This is a genomic window from Nocardia sp. NPDC059229 (genome assembly GCF_042754165.1).
GTDB lineage: Bacteria > Actinomycetota > Actinomycetes > Mycobacteriales > Mycobacteriaceae > Nocardia.
The window spans coordinates 326003-344116 of sequence record NZ_JBHZAK010000003.1; the positions used below are offsets into that span (position 1 = coordinate 326003).

General features: G+C 68.6%; 17 protein-coding genes. 7 read left to right on the forward strand and 10 right to left on the reverse strand.

Annotation, left to right across the window (positions count from 1 at the left end):
• The first annotated feature begins 56 nt into the window (after positions 1-56).
• Positions 57-1664, forward strand: coding sequence for a chaperonin GroEL (groL, locus tag ACFXHE_RS10305; RefSeq protein ID WP_379381790.1), 1608 nt, complete (start codon positions 57-59; stop codon positions 1662-1664).
• Positions 1665-2081: 417 nt separating this feature from the next.
• On the opposite strand, the gene ACFXHE_RS10310 is transcribed toward groL, so the two are convergent.
• The 4 genes from ACFXHE_RS10310 to ACFXHE_RS10325 all read right to left on the reverse strand — a co-directional run bounded on the left by ACFXHE_RS10310 (position 2082) and on the right by ACFXHE_RS10325 (position 3995).
• The gene (locus ACFXHE_RS10310) at positions 2082-2300 is read right to left on the reverse strand and encodes a hypothetical protein (RefSeq protein ID WP_379381792.1); all 219 of its coding nucleotides are present in this window, start codon (positions 2298-2300) and stop codon (positions 2082-2084) included.
• A gap of 123 nt (positions 2301-2423) precedes the next feature.
• Positions 2424-2738, reverse strand: a complete 315-nt coding sequence (locus tag ACFXHE_RS10315; protein ID WP_379381793.1) for a hypothetical protein — start codon at positions 2736-2738, stop codon at positions 2424-2426.
• Position 2739: 1 nt separating this feature from the next.
• Entirely contained in the window at positions 2740-3306 is a 567-nt protein-coding gene (locus ACFXHE_RS10320) for a sigma-70 family RNA polymerase sigma factor (protein ID WP_379381795.1), read from the reverse strand.
• Between the two features lie 395 nt (positions 3307-3701).
• The gene (locus ACFXHE_RS10325) at positions 3702-3995 is read right to left on the reverse strand and encodes a WhiB family transcriptional regulator (RefSeq protein WP_040855647.1); all 294 of its coding nucleotides are present in this window, start codon (positions 3993-3995) and stop codon (positions 3702-3704) included.
• 610 nt (positions 3996-4605) lie between these two features.
• On the opposite strand from ACFXHE_RS10325, the gene ACFXHE_RS10330 reads away from it, so the two are divergent.
• The 3 genes from ACFXHE_RS10330 to ACFXHE_RS10340 all read left to right on the forward strand — a co-directional run bounded on the left by ACFXHE_RS10330 (position 4606) and on the right by ACFXHE_RS10340 (position 7449).
• Positions 4606-5550 carry a hypothetical protein gene (locus ACFXHE_RS10330; protein ID WP_379381797.1) on the forward strand — a complete coding sequence of 315 codons (945 nt, stop codon included), beginning with the start codon at positions 4606-4608 and terminating at the stop codon, positions 5548-5550.
• A gap of 161 nt (positions 5551-5711) precedes the next feature.
• A complete protein-coding gene (locus ACFXHE_RS10335) occupies positions 5712-6293 on the forward strand; it encodes a sigma-70 family RNA polymerase sigma factor (RefSeq protein ID WP_213557917.1) in 582 nt (193 codons plus the stop codon).
• Positions 6286-7449 carry an anti-sigma-D factor RsdA gene (locus ACFXHE_RS10340; protein WP_379381799.1) on the forward strand — a complete coding sequence of 388 codons (1164 nt, stop codon included), beginning with the start codon at positions 6286-6288 and terminating at the stop codon, positions 7447-7449. The genes ACFXHE_RS10335 and ACFXHE_RS10340 overlap by 8 nt, the downstream gene beginning before the upstream one ends.
• 121 nt (positions 7450-7570) lie before the next feature.
• On the opposite strand, the gene ACFXHE_RS10345 is transcribed toward ACFXHE_RS10340, so the two are convergent.
• Entirely contained in the window at positions 7571-7984 is a 414-nt protein-coding gene (locus ACFXHE_RS10345; RefSeq protein ID WP_029923780.1) for a DUF5319 domain-containing protein, read from the reverse strand.
• Between the two features lie 389 nt (positions 7985-8373).
• On the opposite strand from ACFXHE_RS10345, the gene guaB reads away from it, so the two are divergent.
• Positions 8374-9918, forward strand: a complete 1545-nt coding sequence (gene guaB, locus ACFXHE_RS10350; protein ID WP_379381801.1) for an IMP dehydrogenase — start codon at positions 8374-8376, stop codon at positions 9916-9918.
• 78 nt (positions 9919-9996) lie between these two features.
• Positions 9997-11130, forward strand: a complete 1134-nt coding sequence (locus ACFXHE_RS10355) for a GuaB3 family IMP dehydrogenase-related protein (RefSeq protein WP_379382098.1) — start codon at positions 9997-9999, stop codon at positions 11128-11130.
• Positions 11131-11318: 188 nt separating this feature from the next.
• Here the strand turns inward: ACFXHE_RS10355 and ACFXHE_RS10360 are convergent, their stop codons facing one another.
• A complete protein-coding gene (locus ACFXHE_RS10360; protein WP_379381803.1) occupies positions 11319-12137 on the reverse strand; it encodes an alpha/beta fold hydrolase in 819 nt (272 codons plus the stop codon).
• 460 nt (positions 12138-12597) lie between these two features.
• Between ACFXHE_RS10360 and guaA the strand changes: the two genes are divergently transcribed.
• The gene (guaA, locus tag ACFXHE_RS10365) at positions 12598-14163 is read left to right on the forward strand and encodes a glutamine-hydrolyzing GMP synthase (RefSeq protein WP_379381805.1); all 1566 of its coding nucleotides are present in this window, start codon (positions 12598-12600) and stop codon (positions 14161-14163) included.
• 123 nt (positions 14164-14286) lie between these two features.
• On the opposite strand, the gene ACFXHE_RS10370 is transcribed toward guaA, so the two are convergent.
• The 4 genes from ACFXHE_RS10370 to ACFXHE_RS10385 form a co-directional block, all read right to left on the reverse strand.
• Positions 14287-14493 carry a hypothetical protein gene (locus ACFXHE_RS10370; RefSeq protein WP_354830305.1) on the reverse strand — a complete coding sequence of 69 codons (207 nt, stop codon included), beginning with the start codon at positions 14491-14493 and terminating at the stop codon, positions 14287-14289.
• A complete protein-coding gene (locus tag ACFXHE_RS10375) occupies positions 14486-16363 on the reverse strand; it encodes a PspC domain-containing protein (RefSeq protein ID WP_379381807.1) in 1878 nt (625 codons plus the stop codon). Before ACFXHE_RS10375 ends, ACFXHE_RS10370 begins: the two co-directional genes overlap by 8 nt.
• A gap of 116 nt (positions 16364-16479) precedes the next feature.
• Positions 16480-16791 (reverse strand): MspA family porin, encoded by a 312-nt coding sequence (locus ACFXHE_RS10380; RefSeq protein WP_379382100.1) that lies wholly within the window; start codon positions 16789-16791, stop codon positions 16480-16482.
• A 201-nt stretch (positions 16792-16992) separates the two neighbouring features.
• A complete protein-coding gene (locus ACFXHE_RS10385) occupies positions 16993-18000 on the reverse strand; it encodes an AraC family transcriptional regulator ligand-binding domain-containing protein (RefSeq protein ID WP_379381809.1) in 1008 nt (335 codons plus the stop codon).
• Positions 18001-18114 lie beyond the last annotated feature (114 nt).

Sequence of the window (18114 nt, forward strand, 5' to 3'; positions counted from 1 at the left end):
AGCAACCGGCCCGGGGCGGAGTGCGTTCCGACCCAACTCATTTCAGGAGTAGGTACATGCCAAAGCAGATCGAGTTCGACGAGAAGGCTCGTCGCGCGATGGAGCGCGGCGTCGACAAGCTCGCCGACGCCGTCAAGGTCACCCTGGGCCCGCGCGGCCGGCACGTGGTGCTCGCCAAGGCGTTCGGCGGCCCGACCGTCACCAACGACGGCGTGACCATCGCCCGTGAGATCGACCTCGAGGACCCGTTCGAGAACCTGGGCGCGCAGCTGGTCAAGAGCGTCGCCACCAAGACCAACGATGTCGCCGGCGACGGCACCACCACCGCCACCGTGCTGGCGCAGGCCCTCATCAAGGGCGGCCTGAAGAACATTGCCGCGGGCGCCAACCCGATGACCCTGGGCAAGGGCATGAGCAAGGCCGCCGACGCGGTGACCGCCGCCCTGCAGGCCGCCGCCACCCCGGTCAACGGCGAGAAAGCCATCGCGCAGGTCGCCACCGTGTCCTCGCGTGACGAGGAGATCGGCGCGCTGGTCGCCGAGGCGCTGACCAAGGTCGGCAAGGACGGCGTCGTCACCATCGAGGAGTCCTCGGGTCTGCAGACCGAGGTCGCCATCACCGAGGGCGTGCAGTTCGACAAGGGCTACCTGTCCCCGTACTTCGTCACCGACCCGGAGACCATGCAGGCGGTCTACGAGGACGTGTGGATCCTGCTGAACCGCGAGAAGATCAGCTCCCTGCCGGACCTGCTGCCGCTGCTGGAGAAGATCGCGGAGTCGGGCAAGCCGGTCGTCATCATCGCCGAGGACGTCGACGGCGAGGCGCTGTCCACCCTGGTGGTCAACGCGATTCGCAAGACCCTCAAGGTCGTCGCCGTGAAGGCCCCGTTCTTCGGTGACCGCCGCAAGGCGTTCCTGGACGACCTGGCCATCGTCACCGGCGGCACCGTGGTCAACCCGGACCTGGGCATCACCCTGCGTGAGGCCGGCCTGGACGTGCTGGGCAAGGCCCGCCGCGTCGTGGTCACCAAGGACGAGACCACCATCGTCGAGGGCGCGGGCTCGCAGGCCGACATCGACGGGCGAGTTGCCCAGCTGCGCAAGGAGATCGAGAACACCGACTCCGACTGGGACCGCGAGAAGCTGGAAGAGCGCCTGGCCAAGCTGGCCGGCGGCGTCGCCGTCATCAAGGTCGGCGCGGCCACCGAGACCGAGCTCAAGGAGCGCAAGTACCGCGTCGAGGACGCCGTCGCGTCCGCCAAGGCCGCGGTCGCCGAGGGCATCGTCCCCGGTGGTGGCACCGCCCTGGTGCAGGCCGCGTCCACGCTGAACGCCCTGCGCGACTCGCTGTCCGGTGACGAGGCGGCCGGCGTCGAGGTCGTGCGTCAGGCTCTGCTGTCGCCGCTGTTCTGGATCGCCAGCAATGCCGGCGTCGACGGCGCGGTCGTCGTGTCCAAGGTGACCGACGGGAAGCACGGCTTCAACGCCGCCACCCTCACCTACGGCGACCTGGTCGCCGAGGGCGTCATCGACCCGGTGAAGGTGACCCGCTCCGCGGTGGAGAACGCCACCTCGGTGGCCCGCATGGTGCTCACCACGGAGTCCGCGATCGTCGACAAGCCGGTCGACGAGCCCGCCGACGCGCACCACGGCCACGCCCACTGACCCAGCCCCGCTGACGTCAGCTCAGGCCCCCGGACAGCCCGCTGTCCGGGGGCCTCGCCGTCTCCGAACCCCAACCGCGCCACCCGACTTCCTCCGGCGCGATCCGGCCGTCGGCGCGACTGCGCCACGCCCCGCACTGTCATGGCGACGCCCGCACCGCCATGGGTGACGCCCGCACTGCCATGGTGACGCCCGCATCGCCATAGTGATGCCCGGGTTGCTGTGATCTCGCCCGGACTGCATTGCGCCACTGTCATTTTCGGGCCGCCGCGCCCTGTCCACCGAGGCAGTGCCGGCCTCGTTCCATGAAAGTTCGAATGCCCGAACGGAATCCGACCGCCGCGAGGTATCGGTCCGCGTATGCGGGCCCGCGGCGGTTTTCGGATCCGCGCGGGAGTCAGCGCGCCGGGGAGTTCGTCAGCGTGGGCCCGGGTAGGAGTCGGTCGGTGACGGCGTCAGCCAATTCGGGCCCAGTGGCCCGGAGACGGGCGGGAGCGGGATGGCGGGGGATGGGTCCCGGAGATCGCCCGAATGGGAGTCGGTGAAGGCGTAGAGGCCCCCGACGACGAGGGTGAGAGCGGCCAGTCCCGCGAGGCCACGGCGGTAGGAGCGAATGAGGATGCTGAGGAGTCGCATACGAATCGGTCTTTACCGGCAAAGCATGCAGCCGAAACCGGTCGGGCGACCTGAATCGGCGGCATGCAAACTGGCCTCGCGGGTGTGACGGGTTCTGGACCTCTTACTTCGGGAAATGAGCTCTCAGTCGTGGATCGGACTGGGGGAGCGGCCGTTTCCGTGGTGGAGACCGGAGTGGGAGCGGTGGATCGTGTTCGGCGGTGCCTGGTCTGTGGCTATCGCGGCGAGAAGGCGATCGCGGAGCGCGGGCGGTGGCGGTACGGCCACCGCGGACGCGGCCAGCATGATGGCTTCTCGGGTCTGCTGCACTTCCTGGGTGAAGGCGGCGCGCAGTACAGCATCGTCGGTATCCAAAAGGTCCGCCACTGCGCGCTGATCTTCGTCGCCGATCGATCCGAGCGCGACAGTGTGCGCGAGATCGATCTGGCTTTCGTTCATCTCACGTCACTCCCAAACTTTTCTTGAGTCGTGTCAATCCATCCCGTATACGGGACTTAACGGTCGGCAACCCCACGCCCAGATGGGCTGCGACCTCGGCGTACGTGCGTCCGCCGAAGTACGCGAGGGAGATGGCTTCCCGCTGCGTCTCCGTCAACGTCGCCAGGCCGGCGAGCACCGCCTGCTGTTCCAGCCGACGCCCGACCTCCTCGGTGACTTCGTCGAATTCGTTGCCGAGAGTGCTGGTGCCGTACGCGACCTCGCGCAGGGCGTGCGCCTGCTCGGCCCGAACCCGGTCGACCGCGCGCCGATGGGCCAGCGTCATCAACCAGGTGACGGCCGAGCCCTTGGACGGGTCGAAGTTGGCTGCCGTGCGCCAGATCTGGAGATAGACCTCCTGCGTGGTCTCCTCCGCATAGCCCGGATCATGTAGCACGCGTAGAACCAGGCCGAACACTCTCGCGCTGGTGCGGTCGTACAGCTCGGCGAACGCCTGCTGATCCGACTGCCCGCAACGCTCGAGGAGTGCGGCTAGTTCCAGACTTTCGGCTGCGCGCGCCGTCACCACAGAGTCAACGCTGGGCGTTTCCGCCCCTCCGTCCCTCGAGCTCTGGAACGAGTTGCCCTCTGCGGCAGGCGGCCGCGCTGTCACAACGCTCCGTTCTGTGTCATCGGCCACGAGGGTAGCGTGCCGCTATAACCTCCTCTCGCGTGGGGGTATCGGCAAAGAGACTGTGGCAGAGTGGCTTTCCATTCACCGAAACGTCGCATACATGACATTCGAGACATGACGTGACGCCGGTCGTCGCCGACCCTCTCGAGCGGTGCCGGGTGTTTGCTAGACATTCGGCACGCCATCGCTGTCGGATGGGAGGAATCTCGAGCCCGCCCGGTCGCCGGCCTCAGCGATACCGCTGGTGAACACCAGTCACGCGAGTTTGCCTGGAGCGCAGAACGGGTGGGTCAGGCGACGATGCGCCGGCGGTTGCGGCGGGCGTGTAGCTCGCGCTCGGTCTCGGACATGCCGCCCCATATGCCGTAGGGCTCGCTGACCTTCAGCGCGTGCGACCGGCACTGCAGCAGCACCGGGCAGGACTTGCAGATCTCCTTGGCGCGTAGCTCGCGCTGGGCCCGGGCACGGCCGCGTTCGCCGTCCGGGTGGAAGAACACCGCGGAGTCCTGGCCGCGGCAGGATCCGCGCATCTGCCAATCCCAGACATCGGCGTTCGGACCTGGGAGGTGGGTCGGCATAGGCATGGTGAACTCCTCATGGTGCGAGCTCGTCGGCATTGTCGAGCGGTGCTGGTGGCAAACAGGTGGCCGCATCGCCGTGGCCCGGCGATCGCACTTCGTCGGCTCCGCAATTCGACACGACGCCAACGACGGCGATGACGTACGTTAGGTCGGACAACGAATTCGAGTCAATAGCTTCATTCGACTCGAGCCGAATACGTGCACATTAGAGAATTAACATCCTCGCTATTTACAAAACCACCTACCTGTGGTGATACTGATCGGTTGCCCAGTGCCGTGACCAACCTGTGATAGCCCATCCGACTGGTCGAAGTGCCTGGTAGCAGCGGCTTTTCGGGGGTCGATACCTGTCGCTCGATCTATGCAAGAGTCTCGATCGGAGTGATCTCAGCCATTGGACATCTCGCGCTGAGTAGGGTAGAGATGGCCGATTCGCGGCCGTCAGGTTAATAGCGCGAAACGCTATACGAATTCCTTACGGGCGTGCTGGGCGATAGCGAGAACAGATTTACGGAGTGGAAACACAAAGGCGCCTGTGAATGCTGATAGATAGCTGGGGGCCTGTGGTATGGCAGCTGCCCTCACTTGCCCCGGCACTGGTTAGAGTGCGGCTGTGCCTGTGCTCGAAGTGAACTCCGAACTCGCCGACGCCGCTTTCGGCGCCACGCCAGAACGCGCTGCTACCGGGTTGCCAGCGGCCGCCGATGCCGCCGAATCCTGGTTGCGAGCAGTCTCGCTCAGTGGAATCGGACACTACGCCGCCGCGCGCGCCGAGCTCGGCCGCGCCCGCCGCGCCACCACCGACCCCGCGCTGCTGTCGCTCACCCACAGCACCGAGGCCTCGTTGCTGCGCCAGCTCGGCTGGCACGGCGACGCCGCCGTCGCCGACGGCCGCGCGGCCGCCCTGGCCCTGCCCGCCGTCGCCGGCGATCTTGCTCCCGTGGCCGCGCCCGCCGCGACCCCGGCGGAAATCAGGCGCGCCGAAGCGGTTTGCGATGCGTTGACCGGACTCGCCGCCGATGCTCTCGGCACCCTCCGCCCGGCGCTTGCCGCCCGGCTGCTGGATCGTTGCCGCAAACACCTCGACGTTCATCTGACCGATGCCGCGAGTGCGTGGCGCCCGCGTGTCCGACTGCACTGGGTGGCTGCCGAGACGGCGCTGTCGGCCCCCGGCTCCGGTTTGATCTCCGCCCCCGCGGCCGACCTCGCGGCCGGCGACCGCCAGGCTCCGGCCGATCCAGCCCTGGCTCACGCCGAGGCCGCGCTCGCCCTCGCGGAAAACTCGCCCTCGCTGCGGCATCGAGTGAAATCCCGGCTACTTCTGGCCGCCGCGAGCGCCGCCGCGGGCGACCTCGACCGATCCCGGGCTCTCGCAACCGAAGTCGATCGCGCCTGCGCCGAACATGAGCTGCTGCCGCTGCGCTGGGCCTGCGCCATGCTGCGCTCCGGCGTCGAACCCGGAGGTGACGGCGCGATCGTGGCCGCCGAGTGCGCGCGGTTGCTGGACGCTCGCGGCGGGCGATTGCGTTCGGCCAGCGGCCTTCTCGGCCATCCCTGAGTGCCCCCCGGGACTTCCCTGAGTCGTCCCGGAGAAGGACCCCGTAACGGCTGGCATGAATGCGCCAGCCGCTATTGTTGGACCGTTCCGCCCCCATCGGCGGAAGCACCGGCTCTCCCGCCGCCGTGCCACTCTCGAAAACGCCAGGAACAGCTCTGACGATGAACAATACGGGTGAGGAGTTGGATCCCGCAGTCGTCGCTGCCGCAGCGCAGGGCGACCGGGCGGCCCTTTCCCAGGTACTGGTGAGCATCCGCCCCCTCGTGGTGCGGTATTGCCGTGCGCGCATCGGATCGGCCGAACGTGGCCAGCTCTCCGCTGACGACGTCGCGCAGGAGGTTTGTCTGGCCGTCATGACCGCCCTCCCCAGGTACCAGGATCAGGGTCGGCCGTTCATGGCATTCGTCTACGGCATCGCCTCGCACAAGGTCGCAGACGCCCACAGAAATTCCGCCCGTAACAAGGCGGACGCCATGGCCGAAGTACCGGATGTCATATCCACCGACCAGGGACCGGAGCAGCGAGCTCTCGAATCCGAAACGAGCCGGCAGATGAACGCTCTGCTGGCGACCTTGCCGGAAAAGCATCGAGAAATCCTGATCCTTCGCCTGGTCATGGGTCTGTCGGCTGAAGAAACTGCAGTCGCCGTGGGCAGTACGGCGGGTGCTATACGAGTCGCCCAGCACCGGGCACTCGCGAAACTCAAGTCTCAAGTGGCGAGGGCAGGTGAAATGTATGGCTAGGGATGGCGAGCGCGGTCGGGGCGACTGGAAGGCGCGACCTGGATCGCAGAACAGCGGTCCCTACGCCGAGGCGTCCGGTGATACCGGGCCGGTGGACATTGCCGCGGTGCGACGCGACGATGCACTGATCGACGCCATCTCCGGCGACGGCCCCGTGCAGACGGGTACTTCGGAGGAGTATCAGCTCGCCGCCTTGCTGGCGGACTGGCGCGCGGAGATCATGGCCGAGCCGTTGCCGGCCGGACCGGACCTGGATGCCATTGTCGCCGCGGTCAACCAGGAGATCGGCGCACGGCAGGCCAGAATCGGCGCGTCGAATCGCGGGCGGCTAAGGCTCGTCCGGCCCATCCTGGGTGCGGCGGCGGCCATGGCACTCGTCATCGGAGGTCTGACGGCGTTCTCCTACAACGCGAGTCCCGGCGATCCGCTCTGGCGGGTCAAGGAGGTCGTGTTCAGCGAACAGGCCCAATCAACAGTTGTCTCGCGGGCGGACAGTGATCTGGTGCAGGCGCAGCAGCTCATCGCGCAGGGCAAGGCCGACGAGGCCAAGCCGCTGATGGAGCGTGCCGCCGACAATGCGTCCCAGGTCAACGACTCCGGCAAGAAGGACAACCTGACCGACCGCTGGCAGCAGCTGTACGCGGTGCTGCAGCAGAAGGCGCCCGAGGTGGCCAGCTCGCTGGCGTCGATCGCCCCGACCAGCAGCACCACCAAGGTGCCGGTCGTGACGACCACGCCGAATCAGCCGGTGCCGCCGGTGAATCCGCCGACCAAGACGGATGGCAGCCCGTCGACGACCGTCGATTCGCGGCCGGTCGAAACCGCGCCGAGCCCGAATCCGGGCACCGGAGGCGGAGTTTCGACGGTGCCGACCGTTCCGCCGGTGACCACCCTGCCGTCCCTGCCGCAGGAATCCGAACCGCCGGTGGTGCCGCCGACCGGTGGTGGCGGGAACCCGACGTCGGCCGTGGTTCCGAGCGGAGGCAATACCGGAGGCACTACCGGTGGCGGTACGACGGGTGGCGGTACGACGGGTGGTGGCCTGCAGCCGCCGCCGGTCGAAAAGCCCTCGCCCGTCGCGCCTGTCCCGTCCACGATCGTCCTGCCGACCGGCGGCGGCCTGCTGCCGCCGGCTCCGTTGCCGGGGACGCACTAGGACGCCCGCTTCACCCGATCGTCGTGCGCCGATCGGGTTTTCACGTCAGCGGGGCGGAACGGCCTTCGCGGGACATGCGAAAAGGGCCTGCATCCTTGGGATGCAGGCCCTTTTCGATGAATCAGACGTCGAACCCGTCGAATCCGTCGCCGTGCAGTGCCTCGTTCATGGAAGCGTCCGCGTAACCGCGGCAGTAGTCCCAGGTGACGTAGGCCTCGGGCGTCGGGTCGTAGGCGGGCTCGTGCGGTCGCACCGTGCCGTCCACCAGTAGCTGGAGGAGGTTGGCGCGCAACATGTCCCAGTCGTGGTAGTGATCCTGCCGGCAGTCCTCGCAGCTGACCACGAGACCGCGGATGCCGCGGTGGGCCAGCAGCGCCTCGTAGACCGCGAGGTCGGCGAGATCCTCTTCGACCGCTAGGCGCTCGTGAGGATCCAGCGGCTCCCCCGGCTCGATGGCATCGAGCGCGGCCGACGGGTCGGAGGGGTCTCCGGCGAACGGATCCGGCGGCAAGCCAGGTGGTAGATGGTCACGCACAGTCCCACGGTACGCAGAACCACCCCATGTGCGCCAGCGCTGAAGGGGATTTGCCCTCACTTCGCTGGTGGTGCGGCGCACAGTGCGCTCCCGGTGTGGCGCGCGGTGTTGTCCTGGGCAGGCACAGTGGTTGTCCTGGGCAGGTGTAGTGATGTCGTGGCTGCCGACACAGTAATGGCACGGCCGACAAACCGCAGCGGTTGTGGCCGTCGATACGGCGCTGTCAGGCCCACTGACGCGGGGTCGGGCGGGGTGCGGCATGGAATTGTCGAGCCGATACCATGGTTGACCAAAGGCCGGGTAGCAAACGCCGGCATTGCCATTCATCCATGCGTTCACCGGTGCCCGGTCCGGTGGATGTTGCCGAAGTCCAGGAGGGGTCGATCCGAATGAGCAGTCCCGTGACGGGCGAACGAAACGCTGGCCGCCCCCATACGGGCGGCGACGATCCCGACAAGATCGCCATGCTCGGTCTCACCTTCGACGACGTGCTGTTGTTGCCCGCGGCCTCGGATCTGATTCCGAGCTCGGTCGACACCTCGAGCAAGCTGACGCGTGAGATCTCGCTGCGTACCCCGCTGGTGAGTTCGGCCATGGACACCGTCACCGAGGCGCGCATGGCCATCGCCATGGCGCGCGCGGGCGGTATGGGTGTGCTGCACCGCAATCTGTCGGTGGAGGCGCAGGCCGCGCAGGCCGAGACGGTGAAGCGGTCCGAGGCGGGCATGGTGACCGATCCGGTGACCTGTCGTCCCGATGACACGCTGGCCGAGGTCGACGCCATGTGCGCCCGCTTCCGCATCTCCGGTCTGCCGGTGGTGGACGAGCGCGGCATGCTGGTCGGCATCATCACCAACCGCGATATGCGGTTCGAGGTCGATCAGGACCGCAAGGTCGCCGAGGTGATGACCAAGGCGCCGCTGATCACCGCCCAGGAGGGCGTCACCGCCGAGGCCGCGCTGGGCCTGCTGCGCCGCCACAAGATCGAGAAGCTCCCGATCGTGGACGGCAGCGGCAAGCTGCGCGGCCTGATCACCGTGAAGGACTTCGTCAAGACCGAGCAGTACCCGAACGCCACCAAGGACCGTGACGGCCGCCTGCTGGTCGGCGCCGCGGTCGGTGTCGGCGAGGACGCCTGGGTCCGGGCCATGACGCTGGCCGAGGTCGGCGTGGACGTGCTGGTGGTCGACACCGCGCACGGTCACCAGTCGGGCGTGCTGCAGATGGTCTCCAAGGTCAAGGCCGAGGTCGGCGACCGGGTGCAGATCGTCGGCGGCAATGTCGCGACCCGCGCGGGCGCCCTGGCGCTGGTCGAGGCGGGCGTGGACGCGGTGAAGGTGGGTGTGGGCCCCGGCTCCATCTGCACCACCCGCGTGGTCGCCGGTGTCGGCGCGCCGCAGATCACCGCGATCCTGGAGGCCGTGGCGGCGTGCAAGCCGCACGGTGTGCCGGTCATCGCCGACGGTGGTGTGCAGTACTCCGGTGACATCGCCAAGGCCATCGCGGCCGGCGCCTCGACCGTCATGCTCGGTTCGCTGCTGGCCGGTACGGCCGAGTCGCCCGGTGATCTGATCCTGGTGGGCGGCAAGCAGTTCAAGAGCTACCGTGGTATGGGTTCGCTGGGCGCCATGCAGGGTCGCGGCGAGGCCAAGTCGTACTCCAAGGACCGCTACTTCCAGGACGACGTGCTCTCGGAGAAGAAGCTGGTGCCCGAGGGCATCGAGGGCCGGGTGCCGTTCCGCGGTCCGCTGGATCAGGTCATCCACCAGCTGGTGGGCGGTCTGCGCGCGGCCATGGGCTACACCGGTTCGCAGAGCATCACCGATCTGCAGGCGGCGCAGTTCGTGCAGATCACGGCGGCGGGCCTGAAGGAGTCGCACCCGCACGACATCACCATGACCGTCGAGGCTCCCAACTACACCACCCGTTCGTAGCCGGACCGAACCGGTTCGCGCATGTCGCGGACCGGTTTTGTCATGTCCGGCAGACGAACACAGAGAGGAATGACTGAGATGCGCGATATGGTCGAGATCGGTATGGGCCGGACCGCCCGGCGCACCTACGAACTGGACGATATCGACATCGTTCCGTCCCGTCGGACCCGCTCGTCCAAGCAGGTGTCGCTGTCCTGGCAGCTGGACGCCTACCGCTTCGAGATCCCGTTCCTGGCGCATCCCACCGACGCGCTGGTGTCGCCGGAGTTCGCCATCGAGCTGGGTAAGGCCGGCGGTCTGGGTGTCATCAATGGTGAGGGCCTGTGGGCTCGGCACGCCGATGTGGCCGCCAAGATCCAGCAGCTGACCGAGGTCGGCGAGAAGGAGGGCACCGAGGCCGCGGTGGCGCTGCTGCAGGAGCTGCACGCCGCCCCGATGCAGCCGGATCTGCTGGCCGCCGCGGTCGCGCAGGTGCGCGCGGCCGGTGTCACCACCGCGGTGCGGGTGAGCCCGCAGAACGCGCGGGCGCTGACCCCGGCGCTGGTGCAGGCGGGCATCGACCTGCTGGTGGTGCACGGCACCATCATCTCGGCCGAGCACGTGGGCGACGGTGAGCCGTTGAACATGAAGACCTTCATCGCCGAGCTGGATGTGCCGGTGGTGGCGGGCGGCGTGTCCGATCACCGCACCGCGCTGCACCTGATGCGCACCGGCGCGGCGGGCGTCATCGTCGGCTACGGCTCCATGCAGGGCGCCACCACCACGGGCGAGGTGCTCGGCATCGGGGTGCCGATGGCCACCGCCATCGCCGACGCCGCGGCCGCGCGTCGCGACTACCTGGACGAGACCGGCGGGCGCTACGTGCATGTCATCGCCGACGGCGAGACGCTGACCTCGGGCCACATCGCCAAGGCGATCGCCTGTGGCGCGGACGCGGTCATGCTGGGCGTGCCGCTGGCCATGGCCCGGGAGACCCCGGGCAACGGCTGGTACTGGCCGTCGGCCGCCGCGCACCCGTCGGTGCCGCGTGGCGCGGTGCTGCCGTATGCCGTCGACGAGGAGCGCGTCCCGCTGGACCAGGTCCTCTACGGCCCGTCCAACGACCCGTTCGGTTCGCTGAATCTGGTTGGCGGCCTGCGTCGTTCGATGGCGAAGACCGGCTACAGCGACCTCAAGGAATTCCAAAAGGTCGGTTTGAACATCCGCGCCTGACCACAGAGTACGGCCTCGCGCCCTTGTGCATTCACCCGAATGTGCAAGGGCGCGAACTGTATCCGACGTCCGTGCCACCGGTTGACTTCGGCCGCTGTCGAAGTCTTGGATCGGCCGTTTCGTTCGCGAAGGTGACAACTGATTTCGTACCGATCCGGGTAACTCGTCGGGTACGTCCACAATCGTTTCTACTGCTCCCAAGCCGCGCGCTGCAGGCGCGGAGCGGCGGGTATGCCGCGGAGGAATTCTCGGACCGCGGTGTTGACGGCCACGGGGTGGGTCATGTTCACCGTTTGCCGGGCGCCTTCGATTTCGAGGTAGTGGGCATTGGGGAGGCGGTCGGCGAGTTCGCGGGCGTGGGAGCGGGGGACGCCGGAGCGGGTGGGGTGGATGACCAAAGTGGGGCAGGTGATTTCGGATAGTCGGTCCAGGACCGAGTCGCGGCCCAGCAGAGCGCCGGCAGCCACCTCGGTGGCAGTGGGGTCGCGGGCGAGCCAGCGTTTCACCCAGACGGCGCGGTACCAGTCGTCGTCGCCGATGAGCCAGCGGGCGAGGTATTCGGCGAGGGCGGGGCGGGGCCCGTCTTCATACCATTTGTCGAGGAACCTACGGGCGTTGGTGAGTTCGGCCGGGGTGGGTTCGTGCGCCTCGCTGGAGAGCAGGACGAGGGCGGCGACGCGGCCGGGGGCCAGCAGTGCGGTGCGCAGGGCGATGAAGCCGCCCTGCGAAATCCCGCCCACCACGGCGCGTTCCGCGCCGAGTTGATCCAGTACGGTCAGCGCGTCCCGGGCGGAGGTCCAGTACGTGAACGGCAGCCCCTCGTCGCGAGTGCGGCCGTGCCCGCGCGCATCCCAGGTCACGATCCGGAACTCGGGTGTCAGCGCCGCCTGTTGCGACGCGAACATCGTTCGGTCCATGAGGAATTCGTGCCCCAACAGCACCACCGGGCCTCCGCCCCCGCTGTCCTCGTAGTGGATCTCGGCATCGATCGCACGGGCGAATGGCACGAGGTAGAGGATAGCCAGCACCGGTGACAATCCGGCGAGCTTTCCTGCTCACCGCGACGCTCGGTGCGACGGGTCGGCCGTGTCCCGACGCGACTGGCCGGGGTTCGCGAGGAATGGGCCGGAAGTCCCTATCGGTGACCCACCCGACGCGAATACCGTCCCGATGCCACCACTTCCGGGCCGGGCGGGCCGCCGCTGCGCGGCGCACCTCGGCCCGGGGTGGAGGTCCAGCCCGCCGCCCCGGGGCTGCCGCTCCGCCTCCCCGCGCGGCGGGCGGCTCGGTGCCGTTGACCGCCACGCACCCGTGCCGGCGGTTGGGTGCCGAACCGAATTCGGACGTACCCGGTGAGTTACCCGCATCTCACAAGATCAGTTGTCGCCTACCGATCCGCAGGTATGCCCAGCGGATACCGAAGGCCGGGGAGGCGTGGTCAATGTGATGTGTATCGCTCACTAGACTATGGCCGTGGCAGAAACCCAGCGACCAGTCCTTGTCGTCGACTTCGGCGCGCAGTACGCGCAGTTGATCGCGCGCCGGGTGCGCGAAGCGAGTGTGTATTCCGAGGTGGTTCCGCACACGATCACCGTGGAGGAGATCGCGGAGAAGAACCCCCTCGCGGTGATTCTCTCCGGCGGGCCGAGCAGCGTGTACGCCGAGGGCGCGCCGCAGCTGGACGCGCGGCTGTTCGATCTGGAGTTGCCGGTCTTCGGTATCTGCTACGGATTCCAGGCCATGGCGCAGGCGCTCGGCGGGACGGTGGCGCACACCGGGACTCGCGAGTACGGGCGCACCGAGCTGAGCGTGGACGGCGGCATCCTGCACGGCGGCCTGCCGACCCGGCAGCCGGTGTGGATGAGCCACGGCGATGCCGTCACCGATGCCCCCGCCGGGTTCGAGGTGACCGCGACCTCCGCGGGCGCACCGGTCGCCGCGTTCGAGGATCGGGCGCGCAAGCTGGCGGGTGTGCAGTACCACCCGGAGGTGCTGCACTCGCCGCACGGTCAGCAGGTGCTGAGCCGGTTCCTGCACGAGATCGCCGAGATTCCGGGCGCGTGGACGCCCGCCAATATCGCCGACGCGCTGATCGCCCAGGTGCGCGAGCAGGTCGGGGAGGGGCACGCCATCTGCGGGCTGTCCGGCGGCGTGGACTCCGCGGTGGCGGCGGCGCTGGTGCAGCGGGCCATCGGTGATCGCCTCACCTGTGTGTTCGTCGATCACGGTCTGCTGCGCGCGGGTGAGCGTGAGCAGGTGCAGCGTGATTTCGTCGCCGCGACCGGGGCCAAGCTGGTCACCGTCGACGCGGTGGAGAAGTTCCTGGGTGAGCTGAAGGGCATCACCGATCCGGAGGAGAAGCGCAAGATCATCGGCCGGGAGTTCATCCGGTCGTTCGAGGACGCGGTCTCCGAGGTGGTCGGCGAGCAGGGCGAGACCAAGGTCGAGTTCCTGGTGCAGGGCACGCTGTACCCGGACGTCGTGGAGTCCGGCGGCGGTGCGGGCACCGCGAACATCAAGAGCCACCACAATGTCGGCGGTCTGCCGGACGATCTGGAGTTCGCGCTCGTCGAGCCGCTGCGGCTGCTGTTCAAGGACGAGGTGCGCGCGGTCGGCCGCGAGCTGGGCCTGCCGGAGGAAATCGTTGCGCGCCAGCCGTTCCCGGGTCCGGGTCTGGCCATCCGCATCATCGGCGAGGTGACCCACGACCGGCTGGAGCTGCTGCGCCAGGCGGATGCCATTGCGCGCGAGGAGCTCACGGCGGCTGGTCTGGACAAGTCGATCTGGCAGTGCCCGGTGGTGTTGCTGGCCGATGTTCGCAGCGTCGGCGTGCAGGGCGACGGCCGCACCTACGGCCACCCGATCGTGCTGCGCCCGGTCTCCAGCGAGGACGCCATGACCGCCGACTGGACCCGCCTGCCGTACGAGGTGCTGGAGCGCATCTCCACCCGCATCACCAATGAGGTGGCGGAGGTCAACCGCGTGGTGCTCGACGTGACGAGCAAGCCGCCGGGGACCATCGAATGGGAGTAGGTTCCCGGTGACCACGCGAAGGCCCCGCACCCGGATGGGTGCGGGGCCTTCGGCCTTCTCGGAAGGGCAGTTCCCAGAAGGAGTGTGCGCTACCCCGGCGAGGGAAGGGGGTAGCGCGGTCGGTCAATCCCGGTTCTTCCTCGGGGTGAGAACCAGGACGATGCCGACGACAATGGCGGCGATCACCACGATCCAGCCCAGGGACAGTCCGCCGGACACGGGCCAGAAGTGGGGGCCGACGAAGGCCCACACGCTCACGCCCAGGCCCAGCAGGCCGGCCAGCAGGAGTCCGAACGAGGGACGACGGTTCTTGTTCTGGTTCTCAGCCACGGTTCACCTCCGCATTTCCCATCTGCACATCGACGGTCAGGTTCAGGACGGGACCCGTTGCCGGGCCGGACATTCCGCTCAGGCAGTTCGAATCGCCCATGCGGACAGTGCATGTCGTATTGACGCGCAGGTTGGGTGGCAGCACCACGCGGGCGTCGCCCATGCGTACCTTCACCGCGACGTCGCGGTCCTCGGTCAGCTGCAGCCTGCTCAGGTCGAGGGTGCCCGAACCCATGCTGACGTGGTACTCGGGCAGTAGCTCGGAAGCCGATGCGGCGGCCCACCGGTGGTCGCCCATCGCGCCCTGATCGAATTCGATGGGACCCACCACCGAGGCCAGGATGACGAATCCGGCCAGCGGGGCGAGGAGCACCATGAGGCCGTGGCCGCGGCGCAGGAACGCGCCGATGATCAGACCGATCGCGATCACCGCGAGGGCCGCGGACCCGATCCGGGCCGGGGTCATCCAGTCCACGCCCGAGGCGGCCACGGAACCCGCTGCGGCGGCGGCCAGGATCGCGAGGCCGATGGTGACCGCGGTCAGCCGGGAGCGCGGGCGGCGCGGGGGCGCCTGCACGGCGGTCTGCTGCAGCGGCATGCCCGGCTCGGGGAGCTGCCAGGCCAGCGGGGCCACGCCGAGCGGATCCCAGCCGGGCGGGGTGGGCCCGAAGTCGGGGGAGATCGGCGCGGGCCCGAATCCGGCCCGGGGGCGATCGGTGGCCGACGGAATCCGGTGCAGCACACGGGGTTCGCCGATCTCGGGGAGGGCGGGCGTCTCGCTTCCGCCGCTATTCCCGTCGTCGGTCGGTACGGCGGGGCTGTTCGGGGCAGACGTGGCAGGGGCTCCGGGCTTGCTCATGTCTACCGGCGCCGCCGGAGCTGCGCTGCCGGGCTGCCCGGAATCCGCCGCCTGGCTCCCGGCGGCCGCGCCCTGATCCGGGGTCCCGGTCCGGGCGGCGTCGGTCGGCTCTCCGGAAGTGCCCGGGCCCGAGGGAGAGCCGGACTTCTGTATCACCACGGTGTCGGCTACGGAGGATGCTGGGGCATAGCGCGTATCGAGCACCTCGGTTACCTCGACGTCCGGAAAATTCTGCGGGACAGTCGATTCCGGGTGCAGGACGGCGGTGTCGGCGTCGGGCGGGTTGGCGCGGAGTACCGCTGTGTCGCCATCGCCGCTCGGGGTGGGCTGCTGTTCCGTGCCGGGCTGCGACATGGGCTGGGCGGCAGCGGATTCCGGCGTGGGCGGCTGGTTCGGATCGGGCTCGTAGTGGTCCGGGAGGGTGGTGTACGGGCCGTAGGTCTGGAAGGTGACGGCGTTGGCGCCCGGGTAGCCGGTCCAGTACGGGTTGGTGGTGCCGGGGTAGCCGGTGTTGAGGAGGCTGTCGGCGGCCGTCTGGTCGAAATAGGCGGCGGGCGGCTGGGTTTGGCGCTGGTAGAGCAGCCACCAGCCGGCCAGCATGAGCGCGAAGCTGATGACGCCGGACCCGCCGAGCCCGACGCCGACGGGTCCCATCGTGCTCACGGCGATCCCCAACGCCACCATGAGCACGATGGTCCGGGACGAGTTCTGCGAGGACTGGCCGCGGCCGAACAGCGATTCCGCCGGCGAGGACTGGTCGCCCGCCTGCGGGAGCAGCAGCCAGCCGAGCAGGTAGAGCACGATGCCCGCGCCGCCGAACAGCGCCGACACCACGAACGCCACCCGCACGAGGACGGGGTCCACGTTGTAGCGGCGGCCGAAGCCGACGGCCACGCCCGCGAGCGGTCCGTCCTTCGGGAAGCGCATCGGCCGGGTCTGCCACAGATCGTGAAGCTGATCGGAGAAGCCGGTACGCCCGGCGCTCTTGGACCAGTCGCTCGTTCTCGTCATGGCTTCCATCGTGCTGTTCGGCGTTGTCCGGGCGCATCGGGGATCACCCTGAATGGGTACCTGAACTTCGGCCCGGAGCCGTGCCCTACCGGCGGCGATGGGTGCGGTCCCGGGCCCTACAGGGTGATGGGGTCGCCGTACACCGCGCCGCTGCCGCCGTCGGGTCCGGAGTCGGCGCTGATGAGTGTGTAGGGCCGGATGGTGAGTGGTCCGCCGCAGTCGCCGACCATGAGGTGGAAGTCCTGGATCAGCAGTGTCCCGGTGCCGCCGTTGCCCGGCAGGTCCTTCTCCCCGGCGACCACGTCGGCGATCTTGCCCGGGGCGATGGAGATGTCGACGCCGACGCCGCCGGTGACCGTGGGCCCGACGCTGAGGTCGACGCCGGCGTGCGGGCCGAGCGAGGTGCCGAGCCCGGCATTGGCGGTGATGGTCGAGGTCGAGGTCGAGTTCCGGGTCGATGTGCAGCTTGGCGTCGATGTCCGCCTGGCAGGCCACGTAGTACCCGGTCTTCAGATGTCCGGTGGCTCCGGCGGGCACGGTCCCGTAGGAAGTGCTGTCCAGGAACACTTCTCGATTGGTCGGGGTTCCTGGGAGTCGGCTGTGGGGATCGGCGATTGGAAGTCCGGTTGTCAGCTCGCCTGTTGCTCCTCCTCGCCCGAGTCCCAGCGGCGAGCCGCGCGGCGCAGTGCGCGCACATCGGAATAGCCGAGACGGTGGGCCAGCGACGACTTGGTGGTGGTCTCGGCGGCCTGCCGGGCCACCGTCTGCCGGGCGAGGTCCAGTTCGCGCCGCCAGGTTGTGCCGGACTCGGCCAGATGGCGTTGCAGGGTTCGCGGGCTCACGGTCAGGCATCGCGCGACGGCGTTCAGTGAGACGTCGTCCCCACCGAGCATCTCCCGCAGCGCCCGCTGCACCTGCTCGGGCCAGGAGAGCTCGTCGAGCAGCGGAGCCGACAGCGACTCCGCGTGCCCACGCACGATTTCCGCGAGTACCGGATCGGCGGTGCGCAGCGGCAACGCCAGGTCGACGACCCGCAGCGTCACGCTGTCGAAGGGGGCGTCGAAGTCGATGGCCGCAGTACCGAAGGCGTCGACGAACGCGCCCATGGACCGAGGTGGTTTCTGTCGCAAGGTGATTCGGGTCGGCGTGATCGATGCCCCGCTGGCGTGCCGGATGCGAGCCAGCGTGCTGGCGTAGGCGGCCTGGATGGTCAGATCGGCGCCGCGCCCATCGCCGTCGATCATCTCCAGCACCATGGTGTGCTCGCTGTCGCTCGAGTCCGGAGCCGACCTGTAGTGGTGATTGGTGGTGGCCATCAGCGCGCTGCTGCGCCGCACCACGGCGAGCCCTTCGGCGACGGTGGCGGCCGTGCTGAACAGGTAGTCGAAGATGCCGAATCGGCCGATCCGGTACGTCGTGGCGATCCGCAATCCGACTTCCGGTGCATCCTGGCGGAATTCGGCGTTCTCCCACAGCCGCAGGTAGGCGCTGCTGGACACCATGCCGTGCTCGGTGGTCAGCACCGACTGCGGCAGGCCGGCGTCACGCAGCAGCATGCGCGTGTCGACTCCTTCGCCCGCCGTGTTCAGTACGCATCGGGCCAGTACTGCGCTATAGGCGGGCACCGAATCGAACACATGGTCATCGTAAGCGCTGACCGGAATCCGACGCCCGGGTCACGCTCTCGGCGAAATCGGTGGTGGATCGCCTTCTCCGCGGCGGCCGGTCGAGGATGACGCATTCGGTTCCCT

Bases quoted from the DNA above. Each gene is read 5' to 3' on its own strand.
- groL (WP_379381790.1), top strand. From the start codon at position 57: ATGCCAAAGCAGATCGAGTTCGACGAGAAGGCTCGTCGCGCGATGGAG.
- ACFXHE_RS10310 (WP_379381792.1), bottom strand. From the start codon at position 2,300: ATGCGACTCCTCAGCATCCTCATTCGCTCCTACCGCCGTGGCCTCGCG.
- ACFXHE_RS10315 (WP_379381793.1), bottom strand. From the start codon at position 2,738: ATGAACGAAAGCCAGATCGATCTCGCGCACACTGTCGCGCTCGGATCG.
- ACFXHE_RS10325 (WP_040855647.1), bottom strand. From the start codon at position 3,995: ATGCCTATGCCGACCCACCTCCCAGGTCCGAACGCCGATGTCTGGGAT.
- ACFXHE_RS10335 (WP_213557917.1), top strand. From the start codon at position 5,712: ATGAACAATACGGGTGAGGAGTTGGATCCCGCAGTCGTCGCTGCCGCA.
- ACFXHE_RS10340 (WP_379381799.1), top strand. From the start codon at position 6,286: ATGGCTAGGGATGGCGAGCGCGGTCGGGGCGACTGGAAGGCGCGACCT.
- guaB (WP_379381801.1), top strand. From the start codon at position 8,374: ATGAGCAGTCCCGTGACGGGCGAACGAAACGCTGGCCGCCCCCATACG.
- ACFXHE_RS10355 (WP_379382098.1), top strand. From the start codon at position 9,997: ATGCGCGATATGGTCGAGATCGGTATGGGCCGGACCGCCCGGCGCACC.
- guaA (WP_379381805.1), top strand. From the start codon at position 12,598: ATGGCCGTGGCAGAAACCCAGCGACCAGTCCTTGTCGTCGACTTCGGC.
- ACFXHE_RS10375 (WP_379381807.1), bottom strand. From the start codon at position 16,363: ATGACGAGAACGAGCGACTGGTCCAAGAGCGCCGGGCGTACCGGCTTC.